The sequence below is a fragment of the Streptomyces sp. NPDC002076 genome, from assembly GCF_053593835.1.
Window position 1 is genome coordinate 163,087 of record NZ_JBSFDI010000021.1, and the last position, 17,663, is coordinate 180,749.

General features: G+C 69.7%; 16 protein-coding genes. 8 read left to right on the top strand and 8 right to left on the bottom strand.

Features of this window, described 5'->3' with window-relative positions; translation table 11 throughout:
• Positions 1-40: 40 nt before the first annotated feature.
• Positions 41-499 carry a cupin domain-containing protein gene (locus tag ACWCQS_RS35140; protein WP_451008212.1) on the bottom strand — a complete coding sequence of 153 codons (459 nt, stop codon included), beginning with the start codon at positions 497-499 and terminating at the stop codon, positions 41-43.
• Between the two features lie 150 nt (positions 500-649).
• On the opposite strand from ACWCQS_RS35140, the gene ACWCQS_RS35145 reads away from it, so the two are divergent.
• Together ACWCQS_RS35145 and ACWCQS_RS35150 are read left to right on the top strand one after the other, a co-directional pair.
• Positions 650-1,270 carry a TetR/AcrR family transcriptional regulator gene (locus ACWCQS_RS35145; RefSeq protein WP_451008213.1) on the top strand — a complete coding sequence of 207 codons (621 nt, stop codon included), beginning with the start codon at positions 650-652 and terminating at the stop codon, positions 1,268-1,270.
• Between the two features lie 365 nt (positions 1,271-1,635).
• A complete protein-coding gene (locus tag ACWCQS_RS35150) occupies positions 1,636-2,331 on the top strand; it encodes a hypothetical protein (protein ID WP_451008214.1) in 696 nt (231 codons plus the stop codon).
• A gap of 33 nt (positions 2,332-2,364) precedes the next feature.
• Here ACWCQS_RS35150 and ACWCQS_RS35155 read toward each other — a convergent pair whose 3' ends face one another.
• The 3 genes from ACWCQS_RS35155 to ACWCQS_RS35165 form a co-directional block, all read right to left on the bottom strand.
• Complete coding sequence (locus ACWCQS_RS35155) at positions 2,365-2,577, bottom strand: hypothetical protein (protein ID WP_451008215.1); 213 nt, start codon at positions 2,575-2,577, stop codon at positions 2,365-2,367.
• 12 nt (positions 2,578-2,589) lie between these two features.
• Positions 2,590-3,492, bottom strand: a complete 903-nt coding sequence (locus ACWCQS_RS35160) for an RNA repair domain-containing protein (protein WP_451008216.1) — start codon at positions 3,490-3,492, stop codon at positions 2,590-2,592.
• A gap of 936 nt (positions 3,493-4,428) precedes the next feature.
• The gene (locus tag ACWCQS_RS35165; protein ID WP_451008217.1) at positions 4,429-4,629 is read right to left on the bottom strand and encodes a hypothetical protein; all 201 of its coding nucleotides are present in this window, start codon (positions 4,627-4,629) and stop codon (positions 4,429-4,431) included.
• 15 nt (positions 4,630-4,644) lie between these two features.
• On the opposite strand from ACWCQS_RS35165, the gene ACWCQS_RS35170 reads away from it, so the two are divergent.
• The 3 genes from ACWCQS_RS35170 to pntB all read left to right on the top strand — a co-directional run bounded on the left by ACWCQS_RS35170 (position 4,645) and on the right by pntB (position 8,761).
• Positions 4,645-5,304, top strand: coding sequence for a pyridoxamine 5'-phosphate oxidase family protein (locus ACWCQS_RS35170; RefSeq protein ID WP_451008218.1), 660 nt, complete (start codon positions 4,645-4,647; stop codon positions 5,302-5,304).
• Between the two features lie 427 nt (positions 5,305-5,731).
• The gene (locus ACWCQS_RS35175; protein ID WP_451008219.1) at positions 5,732-7,288 is read left to right on the top strand and encodes a Re/Si-specific NAD(P)(+) transhydrogenase subunit alpha; all 1,557 of its coding nucleotides are present in this window, start codon (positions 5,732-5,734) and stop codon (positions 7,286-7,288) included.
• Between the two features lie 6 nt (positions 7,289-7,294).
• Positions 7,295-8,761 carry a Re/Si-specific NAD(P)(+) transhydrogenase subunit beta gene (pntB, locus tag ACWCQS_RS35180; protein ID WP_451008220.1) on the top strand — a complete coding sequence of 489 codons (1,467 nt, stop codon included), beginning with the start codon at positions 7,295-7,297 and terminating at the stop codon, positions 8,759-8,761.
• Between the two features lie 158 nt (positions 8,762-8,919).
• Here the strand turns inward: pntB and ACWCQS_RS35185 are convergent, their stop codons facing one another.
• The 4 genes from ACWCQS_RS35185 to ACWCQS_RS35200 all read right to left on the bottom strand — a co-directional run bounded on the left by ACWCQS_RS35185 (position 8,920) and on the right by ACWCQS_RS35200 (position 13,830).
• A complete protein-coding gene (locus ACWCQS_RS35185; RefSeq protein ID WP_451008238.1) occupies positions 8,920-10,128 on the bottom strand; it encodes an Ig-like domain-containing protein in 1,209 nt (402 codons plus the stop codon).
• A 211-nt stretch (positions 10,129-10,339) separates the two neighbouring features.
• Entirely contained in the window at positions 10,340-11,269 is a 930-nt protein-coding gene (locus ACWCQS_RS35190) for an SCO6745 family protein (RefSeq protein WP_451008239.1), read from the bottom strand.
• A 31-nt stretch (positions 11,270-11,300) separates the two neighbouring features.
• A complete protein-coding gene (locus ACWCQS_RS35195) occupies positions 11,301-12,416 on the bottom strand; it encodes a Ca2+-dependent phosphoinositide-specific phospholipase C (RefSeq protein ID WP_451008221.1) in 1,116 nt (371 codons plus the stop codon).
• 157 nt (positions 12,417-12,573) lie between these two features.
• Positions 12,574-13,830, bottom strand: a complete 1,257-nt coding sequence (locus ACWCQS_RS35200) for an alkyl sulfatase dimerization domain-containing protein (RefSeq protein WP_451008222.1) — start codon at positions 13,828-13,830, stop codon at positions 12,574-12,576.
• Between the two features lie 75 nt (positions 13,831-13,905).
• On the opposite strand from ACWCQS_RS35200, the gene ACWCQS_RS35205 reads away from it, so the two are divergent.
• The 3 genes from ACWCQS_RS35205 to ACWCQS_RS35215 all read left to right on the top strand — a co-directional run bounded on the left by ACWCQS_RS35205 (position 13,906) and on the right by ACWCQS_RS35215 (position 17,636).
• Positions 13,906-15,066: a PucR family transcriptional regulator gene (locus tag ACWCQS_RS35205; protein ID WP_451008223.1), complete on the top strand. Its 1,161-nt coding sequence runs from the start codon at positions 13,906-13,908 to the stop codon at positions 15,064-15,066.
• Positions 15,067-15,202: 136 nt separating this feature from the next.
• On the top strand, positions 15,203-16,789 hold the full coding sequence (locus ACWCQS_RS35210) for a Na+/H+ antiporter (RefSeq protein WP_451008224.1): 1,587 nt from the start codon (positions 15,203-15,205) through the stop codon (positions 16,787-16,789).
• Between the two features lie 334 nt (positions 16,790-17,123).
• Positions 17,124-17,636 (top strand): hypothetical protein, encoded by a 513-nt coding sequence (locus tag ACWCQS_RS35215; protein ID WP_451008225.1) that lies wholly within the window; start codon positions 17,124-17,126, stop codon positions 17,634-17,636.
• Positions 17,637-17,663: the final 27 nt, after the last annotated feature.

Genomic DNA, 17,663 nt, shown 5'->3' on the forward strand with positions numbered 1-17,663 from the left:
CAAGTCGGTTTCTGGCAACGGGGGTTACTGACGCGGGCCGTCACGCGTAGTCGGTCGCCGGCACGGTGGCGTACCGGCTCATCACCTGGACGGTCGCCTGCGGGGTGAGCTCCTGGCCGCCGGCGATCATGTCCCTCAGGTCGCGGAAGTACTGCACGTACAGGTCGGGGGTGAAGGTGTTGAGCATCACCGCCGGCTCGTCGCCGTGGTTGGCGAAGGTGTGCGGGGCGCCGGGCGGGATCATCGCGAGGGTGCCGGCCGGTGCGACGTGGGTCGTCTCCCCGACGGTGAAGTGCACGGTGCCGGAGACCACGTAGAAGCCTTCGTCGTGCTGGGTGTGGCGGTGTTGCGGGGGCCCTTCGGCGTGCGGGGCGAGGGTGATCTCGCCGATGCCGAGACGGTGCCCGGTCGTGCTGCCGTCCTCAAGGATGCGGATCTGCGCCGGTCCCAGACGGATCGTCTCGCCGTCGTGCGGGCCGACCACGGAAACCTCGGTCATCGCCATCTCCTTCGTGAGAGTCAGCTCTCACGAAGGAGCGTAGAGGGTGCTGCCTCGTCATGCAAGTGGACTCTCACAACGAGAGTGGTCAGTGATAAGGTGGCGGCGGATGGACAGACACGAAGCGGACGCGAAAGGGGACGTACCGGAGTGGCGACGACGCAGGCAGACACAGGCACCGGCCGCAGCAACCAGAAGAAACGCACGCGTACGGCGATCCTCGAAGCCGCCCGCGAACTCATCGGCACGGGCGGCGAGGTGACCATGCCCGCGATCGCGCGAGCTGCCCTGGTCTCCGAGGCCACCGCCTACCGCTACTTCCCCGACCTCCCCTCGCTGATCAGCGAGGCCCTGGCCGGCGCCTGGCCGCCCCCCGCCGAGGCGCTCGCGCCGGTCGCGGACTCCATCGACCCGGTCGAACGGGTCGCCTTCGCCTGCGAGTTCCTGTTGCGCGGCATACTCCTGCGGCAGGGGGCGGTGCGCGCCATGATCGCGGCCACCATCACCCGCCCCGAGGCGGCGACCGCCAGGCCAGGTGTCCGATTCGGGCTGATCGACCACGCGCTCCTGCCCCTGGAGGAGACGCTGGGGGCGACGGATCCGGAGGCCCTGGCCCAGCTCAAGCGGGACCTCGCCGTGGTCGTCAGCGCGGAAGCCCTCTTCTCCCTCACCGACCTGTGCGGCCTCGCCCCCGACGACGCCATCGCCAGCGCGGTACACACGGCGACCACGCTGACCGAAGCCGCACAGCGGACGATCGCGCGAGGGTGAGCCGAGCGCGGAAATCTCCGCAGCGTTTCCGGCAATGCGCAAGCCCCAGGTCACTGACCCGGGGCGCTTGGGTACCTGGAGAGCTTCCGTATCAGTGACGTAGGCCCGCGTCTTGACGGCCGTCGTCGAGACACCGAGCGACGGCCGCCTCCCGGCCGGCTGACGGTCCGGCCGCCCGACCCCGCAGCGGGCTGTCGCAGTCGTCGGCAGTCGTCGGCTGTGGCCGGACCACCGTGGCGGGCCCGGCCGGGAGTACGGTGGAGACACCGAGGGCATGCCGCGCACCCGCTCCGACACCGGTGCCGCTCTCGGCGATCGACGACGCCGGGGCGGCTTTCGTCCGCACCCGGGGCAGGGCCTCCTCCATGACCTCGCACATGGTCCTCCCGACGACTCCGGTGACGCCGACGACCTTGGACCTCCCCGCGTCCCGGCCCGCGCCGAGCAAGCCGCGCAGGCGCACTTCGGGCCGGCCGAAGCGGGAGCAGGGATCCTCGCCGCACGAGGGAGAGCGTCTTCGCCCGCTGACGCGCGGCCAGGTCGAGGACCGCCTGCACGAGCTGGGCGACCTGTACGCGGAGGTCTCCGGCGGCGACCCGTGGGCGTGGAACCAGGCGCGTGCCGCCTTTCTGCGGCATCTCGCGGCCGACGCACGACGGCCGGGGTTCTCGCTGCTGATCGCCGAGACCACCGTCCTGACCGGATGCGCCTACGGCTTTCCTGCGGGCGGCGCAGGTCCCTGGTGGACGGGGTTCGACGGACACTGGGGGAGCCTGTTCTGCCGCGTCGTCCCGGGGCGGCTCTTCGTCGTCTCCGGGATCGTCGTCCCGGCCCGTGTGCGCCGGGAGTACCAGGACCGTGCCTGGAACCTCGCCCGGCGCCTGCAGCGACGACTGCTCGCCGACCACGGCTCCGCACTCGGTGTCACGCTGGCGGACTCGCGGGACGAGGCGGCCATCGAAACTTTGCGGTCCTGGGGGTGGCGGAGCGCCGGAGACGACACCCTTACGGCCTTGCCGCCCCACCCGTTCCGCGTTCTGGTGCTGGCTCCCGGGACGTGAGCACCACCGGCGTCGATCACGCCTCGGCCCGGTTCAGGGCAGGGGCAGGCGCAGGGCGAGGAGGGCGATGTCGTCGGTGCTGCCAGGGGCATCCGGGCGGACAACTATGGGCTTGAGCGAGACTCCGAGCATGGTGATGGCGACCGAGTCGTTGCTGTCGGAGCGGTTCGCAGCGGGCTGGGCGTCCCCGCCGCTGCCCAGGCGCTCGAAGTGCGCGCCAGAGCAAGAGAGTTCGCATTGCCCCACCTCGCTGTGGCCTCACCTGTCGGTGATCGCGGAGAGCCATGCCGTGTCCTCCGGGCCAGGCGCTTCGAGGCCGGGTGCGGTCAGCCGGCGGACCTCGCCCGTGCGCAGGGCGACCGTGGCCCGTGGCTGCATCGGCCCGTGACCCCTGCGCGAGAGCAGGACGAGTTCCCAGACTGTCGCCGTCATGGCGTCGAGCCGGGTGGCGCAGTCGGCGCTGACTCGCCGCGGATCCCGGGTCCGTCCCAGGGACAGATGTGGGGTGAAGCTCTTGGCGAGCCCATGACAGCGCGGGAATCGCTGCTGCAGTACGCGGTGCAGGTCCGCCCACGGCGCAGTGCCGTTGGCCGTCGGGTCGAGCCACACGGTGAAGTACCCCCTCTGCTGGAAGGTCCGTACGCCGTCCAGCCGGGCGGTGAAGACCGGCGTGTCGGCCGTCGCCGCGGCGAGCAGCGGGGCGGCCCGCTCGAAGTCGGACTCCGGCACGAAACCGAAGAGGAGATCGACGTGCGGCGGCCAGCGGTGGATCTGCGGATCGTAGTCCCGGCGGATGTCCTGGATCGGCGGCCACAGCTCCGCCGGCGGGATCCAGGCCAACGCCGTGCGAGCCGTCGGCGACAAGCCGAGGACGCCGACGGGTTCTCCCCTGCCGAAGCTCGGGTCCGCCTGCGGGTTCCGCACCCGGCCGGCACCCGACGCGTCGATGCGGTCCACACCCGTGGCCCGGTCCCAGATCACCTCGCCGTCCGCCTCGATGAACATCACCCGGTGCCACGGGATGTCGCCCCCCGGGACGAAGGAAGGCAGCGCGATGCGTTTGAAGGAACCCCCGCGCTGGCTGATCCCCAGCACGAACCGGGCCGGGGCGAACCGCGGGTCCCAGCGGACCCGGTGATAGATCTCGTCGCTGGTTCGCATCACGCCTCCTCTCCCGCCGTCACACCTCTTCCTCCAGGGTGCCGCCCGCTGTCCTCACGGTCACTCCTCACTCACCGCGATCTGTCGGGTGCGGTCCGTGGGAGAGTCGGCATGTGCCGGGGCTGGTCGTCCGGACGGCAACAATCTCGCGTTCACGACGCGAGCGGCGTTGGCGCCGGCGCGGTCGAGGGCACGGTGTTGTGGGGCACGGACCCGGCAGCACCCGAGCAGTCCTCCCCGACCTCCGGTACGGCGATTACGGCGATTGGTGACCGACCGCAGGGAACCGTGATCTTCCCGGCTGCGGACAGTGCGGCATGAACCGGGGGTTTGCGGATGCGGCGGGGAGCGGCCCCTTGTGCATCCATCCGCGCCGGGTAGGGTCTGAGACCGGCTCGGCCAGGCGGTCGTGCCCTGTTGAACGTGAGGATGTGTCAGCCCGGGGTGGAAACCCGGCCCGGGTGACTTGGACTTCCGGCTGTCTGCCCGCGGAGGTGGCATGGAGCGACAGGCTGCTCACCGGGTGAACCGGGGCCTCGACTCCCACACCGGCCGATTGCGGCGGCCAGGGCGTAGGCGGGGCCGCCGGCGGTCTTTGACGGCTTGGCAACGGGGACGGACGGTGAACTGCCGAGTGCCGCGGGACGGTTCGGCCCGTGGCATCGCCGTGACGCTGTCCCTCCGGACCCCCGGCCCCGATCCACGGCGGTGCCGGCGCCCTTGCGCGGGTCGGTGTCCCTCCCGGCGGTTACAGCACGACTCCGTCGTATGACTGGTCGCGGCCACGCCCGGCCACGGCACTAGCGCCTGAAGGAGACACAGAGGAACGTGGACGGTCACTTGAACCTGGACGGGCACCCCGGCCGGGACCGGAACGAGGACCCGGACCGAGAGCCTGTCCCGGAACCTGCCCCGGGGCGGCGTGGTGGGAGGGAGTCAGGTCCCGAGGGGAGGACTGCGGCGCGCCCGGAAGTGGACACCGGTCCGCCGCAGGCCGGGCAGGACGGCGAAGGGGCGGCCCCCTCCCGGGCCGACGGCGACGGCGCTGCGATCCAGCAGCAGCGGGTCCACGTACCAGACGCCCGCCGCGTCCGGCGCTCCTCCCACCCCGACCGCCCGGGCAGTGACGGCGAGCACGGGCTCCAGGAGCGCATGGGCACCACGGACCGTGCCGACAAGTTCTACGACGAGCAGGTGCTCGACCGGCTCAATCCGCGGATGCGGGAATTCGTGGCGCGGCAGGAGATGTTCTTCCTCGCCACCTCCGACCGCCACGGGGAGTGCGACAACACCTTCCGGGCCGGCCCTCCCGGCTTCGTCCAGGTCTTCGACGACAGGACTCTGGCCTACCCCGAGTACCGCGGCAACGGCGTGCTCGCCAGCCTCGGCAACATCCAGGAGAATCCACACGTCGGCATTCTCATGATCGACTTCCTTCGGGACCGGATCGGCCTCCACGTCAACGGCAGGGCCCGTGTCCTCTCCGACGAAGAGATGCGCCGCGAACGCCCGGACCTGCCGGTCGACCCCGCGCCCGGCCGCCGGGCGCGGCTGTGGGTGGAGGTCACGGTGGAGGAGGCGTACATCCACTGCGCCAAGCACATCCCGCATCTTCGGAAGGTGCCGGCAGGCAGGGACCGCGCGTGGGGCACGGACGACTCCAAGCGCAAGGGTGGTGATTTCTTCGGCGCGGCGGCCGAGGCAGCCGACCGCGCTCCGGACGAGCACCCGCGCCGCGAGGCCGGCGACCCCCGGTCAAGCGCATGGGCCTCCCCGCCGCACGTCGCCCGGCCGGCCGGAAGGACCTGGTGACCGCGGTCGCCCGTACGCGCGGGCATCGTCGCACCCGCTTGCTGGGGAGAGCTTTTGACCCGCGGCTGACGCGGACCGACATCCTCGCCCGGCGGCCAGGTGTCATGTCACGCCATCGTGCGGGTCACCCTGTCTCCTGGCACATCTCAGCAGAGTTGTGGAACACCGTGCGCACGCCCCGTCCACACCGGCCGTGCCTCGCTCGTGCGTGACCGGGTGGGCCGAGTCACCGAGTACCTCCTGCGTACGCTGCGGGCGAACGGCGGCGCAGCGACCGCCGAGTGAAACACACCACGGCCATGTCCGTAGGCACAGGCGACCCCGGCGGGTAGGTTCCCACGGCCGGCGTCCACGAGGACGAACCCTGTGGACGCCCTTTGATCGCGGATAGCCCGTCAAGCCCTCCTCCCAGGAGAGAACACGAGAAATGTCTGCACAAGAACCTGCACACCACCCACCCCAGCGCGTCGGCGTGGTGGCCGAGTCCGTCTCCGGTGAGACGCGTGTCGCGGCGACGCCGGCGACCGTACGTCAGCTGCTGGCTCTCGGCTACGAGGTCGTGGTGGAGTCCGAGGCCGGCGCGGCGTCCGGCTTCAGCGACCAGGCCTACCTCGATATCGGCGCGGAGATCGGCGAGGCCTGGGACGCGGATGTCGTCCTGAAGGTGAACTCCCCCTCCGATGCGGAGATCACCCGGCTCCGGCAGGGCACGACAGTGGTCGCCCTGCTGGCGCCGGCACAAAGGCCCGAACTGCTTCGGACACTCGCCGATGCCGGGGTGACCGCTCTGGCGCTGGACGCGGTGCCGCGCATCTCGCGCGCTCAGTCGATGGACGTGCTGTCGTCGATGGCGAACATCGCCGGGTACCGTGCGGTGATCGAGGCCGCGCACGTCTTCGGCCGGTTCTTCACCGGCCAGGTCACCGCGGCGGGCAAGGTGCCGCCGGCGAAGGTGCTGGTCGCCGGCGCGGGCGTGGCCGGTCTGGCGGCGATCGGTGCGGCGTCCAGCCTCGGCGCGATCGTGCGGGCGACCGACCCGCGGCCCGAGGTCGCGGATCAGGTGAAGTCGCTGGGCGGGGAGTACCTCCCGGTGCACGTCGCCCAGGAGGCGAGCACCGACGGCTACGCCAGGGCGACCTCGGCCGACTACGACCGTGCCGCCGCCGAGCTCTACCACGAGCAGGCAGCGGACGTGGACATCGTGATCACCACCGCGCTGATCCCGGGCCGGCCGGCGCCGCGTCTGCTGACGGCCCGGGACGTGGCGGTCATGAAGCCGGGCAGCGTCGTCGTCGACATGGCCGCCGCCCAGGGCGGCAACGTCGAGGGCACTGTGCCCGGGCGTGCGGTCGTCACCGACAACGGGGTCACCGTCATCGGCTACACCGACCTGGCCTCCCGGCTGCCCGCCCAGGCCTCGCAGCTGTTCGGCACCAACCTGGTGAATCTGCTGAAGCTGCTCACCCCCGGCAAGGACGGGCGGCTGGCGATCGACTTCGACGACGTCGTACAGCGGGCCGTGACCGTGGTGCGCGACGGCGAAGTCACCTGGCCGCCCCCGCCCGTGGCGGTCTCGGCCGCGCCCGCCGCGCAGCCGGAGACCACGCTTGCCGAGCCCGAGCCGAAGCAGCCGAGGCTGACGCCTGCGGGACGCTTCGGCCTGATGGGGCTCGGCATGCTCGCCATGTTCCTGCTGGTCGCCTTCGCCCCCGCCCAACTCGCGGGAAACTTCACGGTGTTCGCCCTGGCGGTGGTGATCGGCTACTACGTCATCGGCAAGGTGCACCACGCGCTGCACACGCCGCTGATGTCGGTGACCAACGCGATCTCCGGGATCGTCGTGATCGGCGCCCTGCTGCAGATCGGGCACGAGAACCGGATCGTCACCGCATTGTCCTTCGTGGCGGTCCTGCTGACGAGCGTGAACGTCTTCGGAGGTTTCGCCGTGACCCGCCGCATGCTGTCCATGTTCTCGAAAGGCTGAGCCGAGATGACCTCACAGACGGCCTCCCACGCTGCCGACCTGGTCGCCGCCCTGTTGTTCATCCTCAGCCTGGCCGGCCTGTCCCAGCACCGCACCTCCCGCGCCGGCGTCGTCTACGGCATCGCCGGAATGGGCCTCGCACTGGTCGCCACGGTCGTGGTGGCGGCGCAGAGCATCACCGCCGGGGCGGTGGCCCTGATCGTGCTGGCCATGGCGCTCGGCGCGGCGCTCGGCCTGTGGCAATCCCGCCGCGTGGAGATGACGCAGATGCCGGAACTGATCGCGGTGCTGCACAGCTTCGTCGGCCTTGCCGCGGTGCTGGTGGGCTGGAACAGCTACCTGGAGGTGGAGGCGCACGGCACGGCGCAGACCCGGATCGGCGCCGACCTGCTGGGCATTCACCATGCCGAGGTGTTCATCGGCATCTTCATCGGCGCGGTCACCTTCACCGGCTCGATCGTCGCGTTCCTGAAGCTCTCGGCGCGCATCGAGTCCCGTCCGCTGATGCTGCCGGGCAAGAACGCGCTGAACCTTGGCGCGCTCGGCGCATTCGTCGCGCTGACCGTCTGGTTCACGATCAGCCCGGACCTGCCGCTGATGATCGCGGTCACCGCACTGGCGCTGGCCCTCGGCTGGCACCTGGTCGCCTCGATCGGCGGCGGCGACATGCCCGTCGTCGTCTCCATGCTGAACAGCTACTCGGGCTGGGCGGCGGCCGCGGCCGGCTTCCTGCTCGACAACAACCTGCTCATCGTCACGGGCGCGCTGGTGGGCTCCTCCGGCGCCTACCTGTCGTACATCATGTGCAAGGCGATGAACCGGTCCTTCATCTCCGTCATCGCGGGCGGTTTCGGTATCGAAGCCCCCACGGGCGGGGGCGATGAGCAGGGCGAACACCGCGAGGTGCGGGCCGCGGAGGCGGCCGAGATGCTCGCCCAGGCCCGCTCGGTGATCATCACCCCCGGCTACGGCATGGCCGTGGCCCAGGCGCAGCACCCGGTCGCGGAGCTGACGCGACAGCTGCGCGAGCGGGGCGTGGAGGTCCGCTTCGGCGTCCACCCCGTCGCCGGGCGCCTGCCCGGGCACATGAACGTGCTGCTGGCCGAGGCGAAGGTGCCGTACGACATCGTCCTGGAGATGGACGAGATCAACGACGACTTCACCGACACCTCGGTCGTGCTGGTCATCGGCGCGAACGACACCGTCAACCCGGCCGCGACCGAGGACCCGGGCAGCCCGATCGCCGGCATGCCGGTGCTGCGGGTATGGGAGGCGGAGCAGGTCATCGTCTTCAAGCGCTCCATGGCCTCCGGCTACGCGGGCGTGCAGAACCCGCTGTTCTTCCGCGAGAACAGCAGCATGCTCTTCGGCGACGCCAAGCAGAGCGTCGAGGAGATCCTGCGCGCGCTCAGCACCAACGGCAGCCATGGGGCGGCCCCGACCGCGCGTCAGGCGACGGTGGCCGGCCGGTGAGCTGGTTCTGAGTTCGTTCGCCGTCCCGCCACCGGCGTCCGGACCGACTCGATGGTTCAGCCGTTGGAGCGCCCTGATGCCGCAGGCGGCGGCCGACATGGTGTCGGCCGCCGCCTGACGGAAGGGATTCAGGTCTATAGGCCTGGAGTGACGTGGTGTCAGTGGGCCGTGCTGCCCGAGACCCACTCGGTCCACGGCATGTTCCAGTCGCTGAGGCCGTTGTCCGGGGCCAACGTGGTCTTGTCCTCGGAGTTCTTGACGATCACGAGGTCTCCGATCATCGAGTTGTCGAAGAACCACGCGGCGGGCTGCTTGCCGTCGCCGCCACCCTGGACGTCTTTCAGGCCGACGCAGCCGTGGCTGGTGTTGACCTTGCCGAAGACCGAGTCGGCACCCCAGTAGTTGCCGTGGATGAACGTGCCCGAGTCGGTCAGGCGCATGGCGTGCGGTACGTCGCCGATGTCGTACGCGGGCTTGCCGTCCTTCTTCGTGAGGCCGACGCTCGCACCGTTCATATGGATCTGCCGGTACTTCTCGGAGATGACCATCCGGCCGTTGTACGTCGGGTGCTCGGGGCTGCCGGACGAGATGGGGACGGTCTTGATCGTCTTGCCGTCCCGTACGACGGTCATCTGCTTGGTCCTGGCGTCGACGGTGCTGATCTGGCTCCGGCCGATCTTGAACGTGACCGTCTTCCGGACGCCGTGGTGGGTGAGCTTGACGGTGACGGTGGAGCCGGGCTTCCAGTAGTTCTCGGGGCGGAAGTCCAGGCGGTCGTCGTTGAGCCAGTGGCCGACCACCCGCTGCCCGCTGCTGGAGCTGACGTGGATCTCCGACTCCACGGCGGCCTTGTCGCTGATCGCTTTGTCGAAGTCGACCGTCACCGGCATGCCCACACCGACGGTCGAGCCGTCCTCGGGGGAGAGGTGCCCGATGAAGTCGTTGGCCGGGGAGACCGTGGTGATCGTGGCGTTGCTGGTGACGGAGCGGCCCTTGGCGTCCTCGGCCTCTGCGGCGACCTGATACCTGGTGGCCCGCTCCAGCGGGCCGTTCGGCTTCCAGGACGTGCCGTCCGGGGCCAGGGTGCCCGGAATCTCGGCACCGGTCGCGACGGCGGTCAGGGTCACCTTGGTGAGCTTGCCGTTGCTGACGGTGACTTTGACGGGGCCGTTGATCCCGATGTTGTGGGCACCCTGCCCGGGAGTGATCTCTACCCGGGCGTCGGAAGCGTCGTGGGCGCCCGCCTGCCCTGCCTGCGCCTGCGGTTTCGGGTGATTCCCGGTGCCGTTTCCGCTGGTGGCAGCGTTGCTGGTACCGCCGAGGGCCGTGAGTGCGAGTACGCCGCCGAGTACGCCGGCCGTAGCCATCAGCCCGGTGCGTCGCTTACGTACCGTGATCAAACGCTTCTCCCATGCCACTGATCGTGAATCCCTGACCTGGTTACCGGAGGGCAACCGGGCTCAAAGAGCCACCTTTATGCATTCATCCGTCGCGAAGGGAGTGAATTGTGGCGAATTCCACGCGATGAACGGTGCGTCTGGCTGTTTTCAGGCTGAAGATGACGACGTAACCGGAGCGTCAGCTCCCACCGCTCTCCTCGGGGTCCCGGTATCGCTCCCGCACTCGCGAAGCGGGCTGGTAGTTCGGTCCCGCGGTTTCATCCACGCGTGCGAGCAGCAGTTCACAAGGGGGTTCGAGGCGCTGCGCGAACTCCGTCGAGAAATCCATGCCGAGCAGTCGCCACGGCAGGGCCGTCAGCTCGTCGGTGAGGTCCTCCAGATGCTGACGCAGCCGCAGACCGGCGGGAAGGAGCCTGCGCTCTGCCGCGAATCCCTTCCGCGACAGCATGTCCCAGCCATGGTTGATCTCCTCCTCGGTCTGACCCCGGGATCTGCTCAGCCAGTCGTCCTTGTAGCCCAGCCACTCGTTGTGAACGATCGATGCCTCCGAGGACGTCAGACCGGCCGCGGCCATCAGGGCCCAATGCGTGTCCCCCCGCCATTCCCGGATCGCGTTCACAGCGTGCCAGCCCGACAGCAACGGGTTCTGTGGACGAGGCATGGACGCGGTCGCGGCGAACAGCACCCGACCCAGCCTCGGGAGTAGGTCGACCGCGGACCACAGTGTCGGCCCCATCTCCACCAGCGGGTCGACGATGCCGGGCGCGTGGCGACGCAGGCCTTCGTCGACGGCCTCGTCCCGCAGGCGCCAGAACTCGCGGAAGGCGGCTGCATCCCCCTTCAAAAGGTCGAAGGTGACGGCGATGCCGACCGAACTGATGGTGCCGAACGCGGCGGTCAGGGCCTCGACCCCGGCAGGCGCGAGTGGCGCGCCGCGGGAAGCGATGTAGCCGAGCGGCCCTGGGAGGCCATGGGCCTCGAACCGCGCCACGGCCCCAGGATCCCAGAAGATCCATCCGACGGTGGTGTGTACGGAGCGGGCGTTGCGACGGCTTGTCGCACTCCACTCGGCATCTGCTGCCCCGTCATGCTCTTGATCGAAGATCATCGGCACTCAGCTCCTCCTCGCTTGCCTCCTGTCAGCAGTCGCGGGACCAGAGGGTGAAGGCGCCGGGCGTGTTCATCCAGTCGAAGGTGGTGGCGCTGGAATGGCCTTGCTGGGCGAGATACTGGACCCGTTGGGCCGCGGCGGTGGGGTCGGGGTCGGTGTCGTCGAGTGCGGGGACGACGCTTTCGGCTGCCCCTTCGACAGTGAGGTAGTGGCTGCGGCAGTACCACGACATGGGGTAACCGTCGTTCAGCCAGTGGGTGGCTTGGGTGTCGAAGATGACGAACCAGGGACGCAGGGCGGCGTCGTAGACGAGACGGGGGTCGCCGTCGGGGCTTGGTCTGGTCATGGCTGGCCACATCGAGGCCTGTCCGAGCCGACCGGCTGCCGAGAGGTCGGCCAGGTGCTGGGCGTATTCCTGTTCGGTGGAGAGGTGGTCCAGGTCGTAGCCCGCGAGCTTGTTCTCTATGGTGCCGGTGATCGGAAAGACGATGAACTTTCCGCGGAGCTGGTTCCAGGTGGGCCAGGCGCCGGCCTTTGCCGCGGCGTCGAGCGTCGGGTAGGTCCCGAGCATGTCCGCGGGGGTGAAGAGGTTCTCGGCACCGAGGTGTTCGGCCATCAGGCGGTCCAGTTGGGCCGGTCCCATTCCCGCGTTGGAGCGGAAGCCCCATTTGAGTTCGAGTTTGATGTAGACGGGGTCGTGACCGGGGTGCGCGTCACTCCAGGCCTTGAGATCGTCGAGGCAGGTTCTCAGGCTGCCGTTCTTCCATGTGGTCTTGAAGACGCCTGATCCGGTGGTGTAGGTGCAGTTGTTGTCGTTGACCAAGGGATCGGAATGGCTGACGACCCATCCGCCGGGATTGTCGTACGTGCTGTAGGTGTCGATCTCCAGCAGATGCGCTCCGAGGTCGAGGCCCGTGGTGATCGACTTGGACTTGCTCTTGTCGTAGGCGTTGTGCAGCCCGGATACGGAGATCTGGTCCAGGGGAACACTGTTGAACGAGGATGTGTCTGCTGCCGGCTTGACTGTGGCGGCGTGTCCGGGTGTCGTCCAGGCCCATGGCGAAGCCAGGCCGAGCAGTATGGCGGCGGCGAGGCCACGGGCCTTGCGGCGCCGTGAACGGGCTGCCGCGCGAGCGGAGGGCATGGGTGAGCTCCTTACGTCTGGAGAAGTCGTGCGCGGGGGAGTGCCGGTGGCGCGCGATCCGCGGGCGGTGGTGCGGGGGGCGTCAGCGTCCGCGCCTTGGTGGAGTTGCGGTGCCCATGCCATGCGATGGAGCTGCCTGCCGTCGGCGATGCACAGGTCAGGGCTTGCCGCCGCACAGTTGTCGTGACTCGGCGGCGGCCCAGGTGAAGATGCCCTGGGCCATCAGGGAGGACTCGGCCTCGGCACGTGCCTGGTTGATGTCAGCGCGTGCGGCGTGCACCTCGGCGTCGTCGGGGGCGGCCTGAACCGCGAACTCCGCGAGGTGGCCGGCGACCCTCAGCTCGCCCGCGTCGGCGTGGCGTCGGGCCGCTTCCGACAGGGCGTGGGCACCGCCGGCGAGGTCCGCCAACGCGGTGGCGAGTCGGTCCTCGCGAGCAGGTTTGAGGTGTGCAGGGTTGCCGTCGTACCACCCGGCATAGCGCCGCCACAGATTGCGCACGATGAACTCCGGTTCGTCGTACTTGGCTTGCAGGTAGACGCGGTCGGCCAGATGGGCGGGCGGGCGTACGGAGTGGATCAGGTCGTCCAGCCGGGCACCGGAGTTGAGTCCGTCCAACGTCTGCTGGACCAGACTCTCCAGCCATTCCGCGGTCTCGGTGAGGGCCAGGTGGATCCGGTCGGCGCCGAAGACCGGTGCTCCGTGCGAGGGCAGCATGATCTCCGCGCCCAGAGCCGCCATGCGGCGAAGCGCGAGCGCCCACTCGCGCGGGTAGCGCTGAACCTTCTGGGGATTGCCGCAGTTGGGGGTCAGCCAGATGAACATGTCGCCGGGGCACAGGATGCGGTGTTCGGGGATCCAGGCGACGGTCGCGTCGTCGGTCTCGCCCTCTACGTGGAAGAGTTCGAAGGTCAGCTCACCGCGCGTCAGGGTGAGCGCCTCCCGGTAGGTCAGGTCGGGCCTGCGGTACTCGGTCGGCCAGGTCAGATCCGGTACCTGGAACTGCCGTTGGTTGATGATCGTGTTGTAACCATTCGTCAGTACGTAGCGGTCGAACCTTTCCCCGACCTTTTCGTGGGCGAGCACGGTCGGGCGTGGCGCCTTCTCCGCATCGAAGGGACCCATCCCGAAGACATGGTCGATGTGACCGTGCGAGAAGACGGCGGTGGTCACCGGAAGTCGGCTCCACGCACGGACGGCCTGGTGGAGCCGGCCGGCGGCCAGTGGGTTGCCGGTGTCGAACAGGATGATCTCGCCGTCCGTGCGGAAGGTGATGACGTTGCCGAAGGCGGGGTGCCAGCCGACGCCGTCGACCACCTCGATCACGCCGGAGCCCGCCTGCCCGGTATGGACGATGCTGTCGTCGACGGCGCCTTGCCAGACCCGGTCTGCGTAGTCGGTGAGGGAGAAGCTCATGGTGCCCATGCCACCGTGAACGCATGTCCGGAACAATCGGCCGCCGGGCCACTGACAGCTGCCTACAGTTGTGACATGTCACAACCAGACATGGCGCGAGAGGGTGCGATCCGGCTGGCCGTGCGCCTTGAACCGCGGGTCAACCAGCTGGCCAGGGCCATCGTGGAACGCCAGCGGGCCGAGGTGCCCGGCTTCGATCTCCTGCCCGGCGAGATGCGGGATGTGGAGATCGCGGCGACGGCCCGCCGCGCGATACGTGGATTTCTCCGCCATGTGCGAGGCCTGCCGGACACCGACATCGTGGTGTTCCGGGAACGCGCCGCCGAGCGCGCCGAGGAAGGCCTGCCCCTGGTGCAGTTGCTCAGGGGATATCACGTCGGTGCCGAGGTGCTGCTGGACGCGCTGAGCCAGTTGGCCCGTCCGGGCGAGGAAGCGGCACTGCAGTCGTTGACCCGGATGCAGCTCAGCGCGCTCCAGGCCACCGTCGAGAACGTCACCGAGGCGTACCTTGCGGGCCTCGCCGGCCGGCAGGGGGCGGCACGGGACCTGGCCCGGGCACTCATCCGTGGTGACGAGCCCGAGGAGGTGGCCGCCCGTCACGGACTGTCCCTGGAATCCGGCTACCTCGTGCTCAGTGTGCGGGCCCCCGAACCCGCCACACCGCTCGCGGCACGCAGGCTGCTGCGTCGGGCGCTCGCCCGGCTCGCCCCGCTGGCCGAGGGCCGCGTTCTGAGCCTGGCGGACGAATGCGGCGGCTGGGTCCTGTTGCCCTCCCGGACCGCACTCGACGCCGTCGCCCGCCGACTCTCCGCACGTCTTCCGGCGGCGCCGATCGTGGGCGCCGCGACGGCGGGCACCCCCAAGGAGGTCCCCGCAGCGGCCGAACGAGCACGCCGCATCGCAGCCGTCGCGGACCAGCCCGGCGTGCACCGGTTGCGGGACGTGCTGCTCGACTACCACGTGGCGGGAGCCACGGACAGCGCACCGGAACTGGCCGCCCTGCTGGAACCACTGGACAGCCAACCCGGCCTGACCGCGACCGTGGCCGCCTTCCTCGACTGCGACTTCGACCGGCGCCGCACGGCTCAGGCACTTGACGTGCACCCCAACACGGTCGACAACCGCCTGGCTCGGGTCACCGAGCTGACCGGCGTCGACCCGCACACCGCCCGCGGGGTCCAACTCTTCGGCGCCGCGCTCACCCTGCACCGGATCGCCGGTCGGGACCGCCGGTAACACCTCCGGGCTCGGACAGGGTGCCGGACACCGGAGGGTCGCTTCCCGTCGGCTGCGTCACCGCCGTACGTCGGTTACGTTGGTCAAGTACCTGGTCAGAGGGGGGCAACAAGCCGTAACCCACCGGGGACGCTCCATGACCGGCCTGATCGTCGTCCTGCTGCTGGTGGTCCTGGCCACAGCGGTGGCGACCGGTGCCCGGCGCTGGAGCCTGCCCGCCCCCTCGGTCCTCGTGGTTGCGGGTGTGGTCGTGGGGCTCATGCCCTGGATCCCCGAGGTGCGCCTGCCGCCTCATGTGATCAGCGTGCTGGTGCTGCCGCCGCTGCTCTACGCCTCGGCCGGGGAAATCTCCGTCCGCGACCTGCGCACCGTGTGGCGACCCGTGACGGCCCTGGTCTTCGGCCTGGTCCTCGCCTCGGCCCTCGCGGTCGGATACGTCGCCCATGCGATCACGCCGCTCACCGCCGCGACCGCGTTCATCCTCGGCTCCGTCCTGGCCAGCACCGACCCCGTGGCCGTGACGGCGCTCGGCCGGCGCCTGTCACTCCCCCCGCGTGTGCAGGCCATGGTGCAGGCGGAAAGCCTGTTCAACGATGCCACCTCACTGGTCCTGTACAAGGTCGCCGTGGCCACCGTGGTGTCCGGCAGCGCCATCAGCGTGCCCGGAACCGCCCTGCAGTTTCTGATCCTCGCAGGCGGAGGAGCCCTCATCGGGGCGGCGGTCGCCGCGGTGGAGACGCTGATCCGCAGACGGACCGACGACCCCATGCTGGAGACCGTCATCGCGTTGGTCACTCCCTACGCCTCCTACGTCATCGCGGAGCAGTCGCACACCTCCGGCGTGACCGCCGTCATCGTGGCCGGGGTCGTCCTCGGCAGCACCGGCCACAAGCTCGGCGACGCCCCCGTCCGCCTCCAGGTCCACGCCGTCTACGACACCGTGGCCTTCCTGCTGGAGAGTGTCGTCTTCGCCCTGATCGGCCTCGAGCTTCCGTGGGCCGTCCGTCATCTCGCGCGCGACGAGCACGGCTGGCCGCTGTGGGTGCCGGTGATCGCCTTCACTCTGCTGGCGATCCGTCTGCTGTGGATCTTCCCGCTGTCCGCCCTGATCCACCACCGGCACAGGGAGGGAGACAACCGCCTCTCCTGGCGCGTTCCGGCCGTCCTGTCCTGGGCGGGCACCCGAGGCGTCATGCCGCTGGCAGCCGCGCTCTCCATTCCCCTGGTCACCCACACAGGGGCGCCGCTACCGCACCGGGCGCTCATTCTCACGCTCACCACCGGTACCGTCGCGCTCACTCTCGTCTTCCAGGGCTTCACTCTGGCTCCTGTCGTGCGCCGCTCCGGCATCGCTCTGGAACCGGAGCACACCGCCCGCGAGGAGGCCCGGACCCGCCGGCGCATCGCCCGCGCCGCTCTCGAGGAGCTCAAACTGCTGGGCGATCTGGATCAGCTCGCCGATCTGGGTGCCGCCGCCGAGGCCGCCCTGAAACAGGCCCGCCGTCATCTGGAAGCGCGCATCCACCAGGTCGAAGACGCCCACTACAGCGACCCGGACGCCCGTCCTGCCGACGCCTACCGCGAGATCCGCCGGACACTCATCGCCATCGAGGCGGCCGAACTCCAGCGCCTCTACGAGGCGAACAAGATCAGCAATGGCACCCGGCGCCGGATCCAGCACGAACTCGACCTCGAAGAAGCCAGCCTCCGCCCCGGTGACTGACTGGCTGCGGAGGTGCGAGATCGGTTGGGCGGATATGGGCAGAGCAGCCCCTCCCCGCTGACAGAAGTGGCTTGTCCTCTTCCGACCTGCACGGCCTGCACCGTGACCTGGTGATCGCCGTGCGGTACGGGCCCGGGGAGCGTTCACCCCGGTGCCGGCCGTACCTGAGGACGCCGACGGCCCACCGCACCGTCGAGCCTGCGCACATGGCGTACCTCACTCCGGAGATAGTTCACCATTCAACCAACTGTCGGTTACTGTCGCCAGTGCCTGATACGAGGCAAGCCATCGCGATCTGCTCGTGCAGGTCATGGGGCAACAAGGAGGAAAGATCATGGGGATGGGCATTGCACGCCGGGCCGCCATGGCGGCTGCTTCCGTGGCGGTCGCAGCGACGGGACTCCTCGCCACAGGGGGCTCCGCCTCGGCGGCCACTGTTCCGGCCGGTGACCGGGACGTGGTCGTCTTGTCGTCTGCGCAGCTGCCCGGAGCCCACGACGAGGGTCGGAACAACGATCGAGTGCCCTACGACGTTCATGGGCACGGTCGCTGGGTCCGCCACGACGACGGGCGTCGTCGCTGGGTCCTCGGCCAGGTCGACTGGGCGCGCGATCACGGTCGTGGTGGGTCCCAGGTCCGCGAGGACGATGGTCGCCGCCGTTGGGTTCTCGGCCAGGTCGACTGGGCGCGCGATCACGGTCGTGGTGGGTTCCAGGTCCGTGAGGACGATGGTCGCCGCCGTTGGGTTCTCGGCCAGGTCGACTGGGCTCACGACCACGCCGGGTACGCATACCGCTGGGACGGCGGCGTCCATTACTGGGATCACGGCCGCTGGGTCCAGGGCTGACCCTGGCCTCGCGCAACGCTTCGGCCG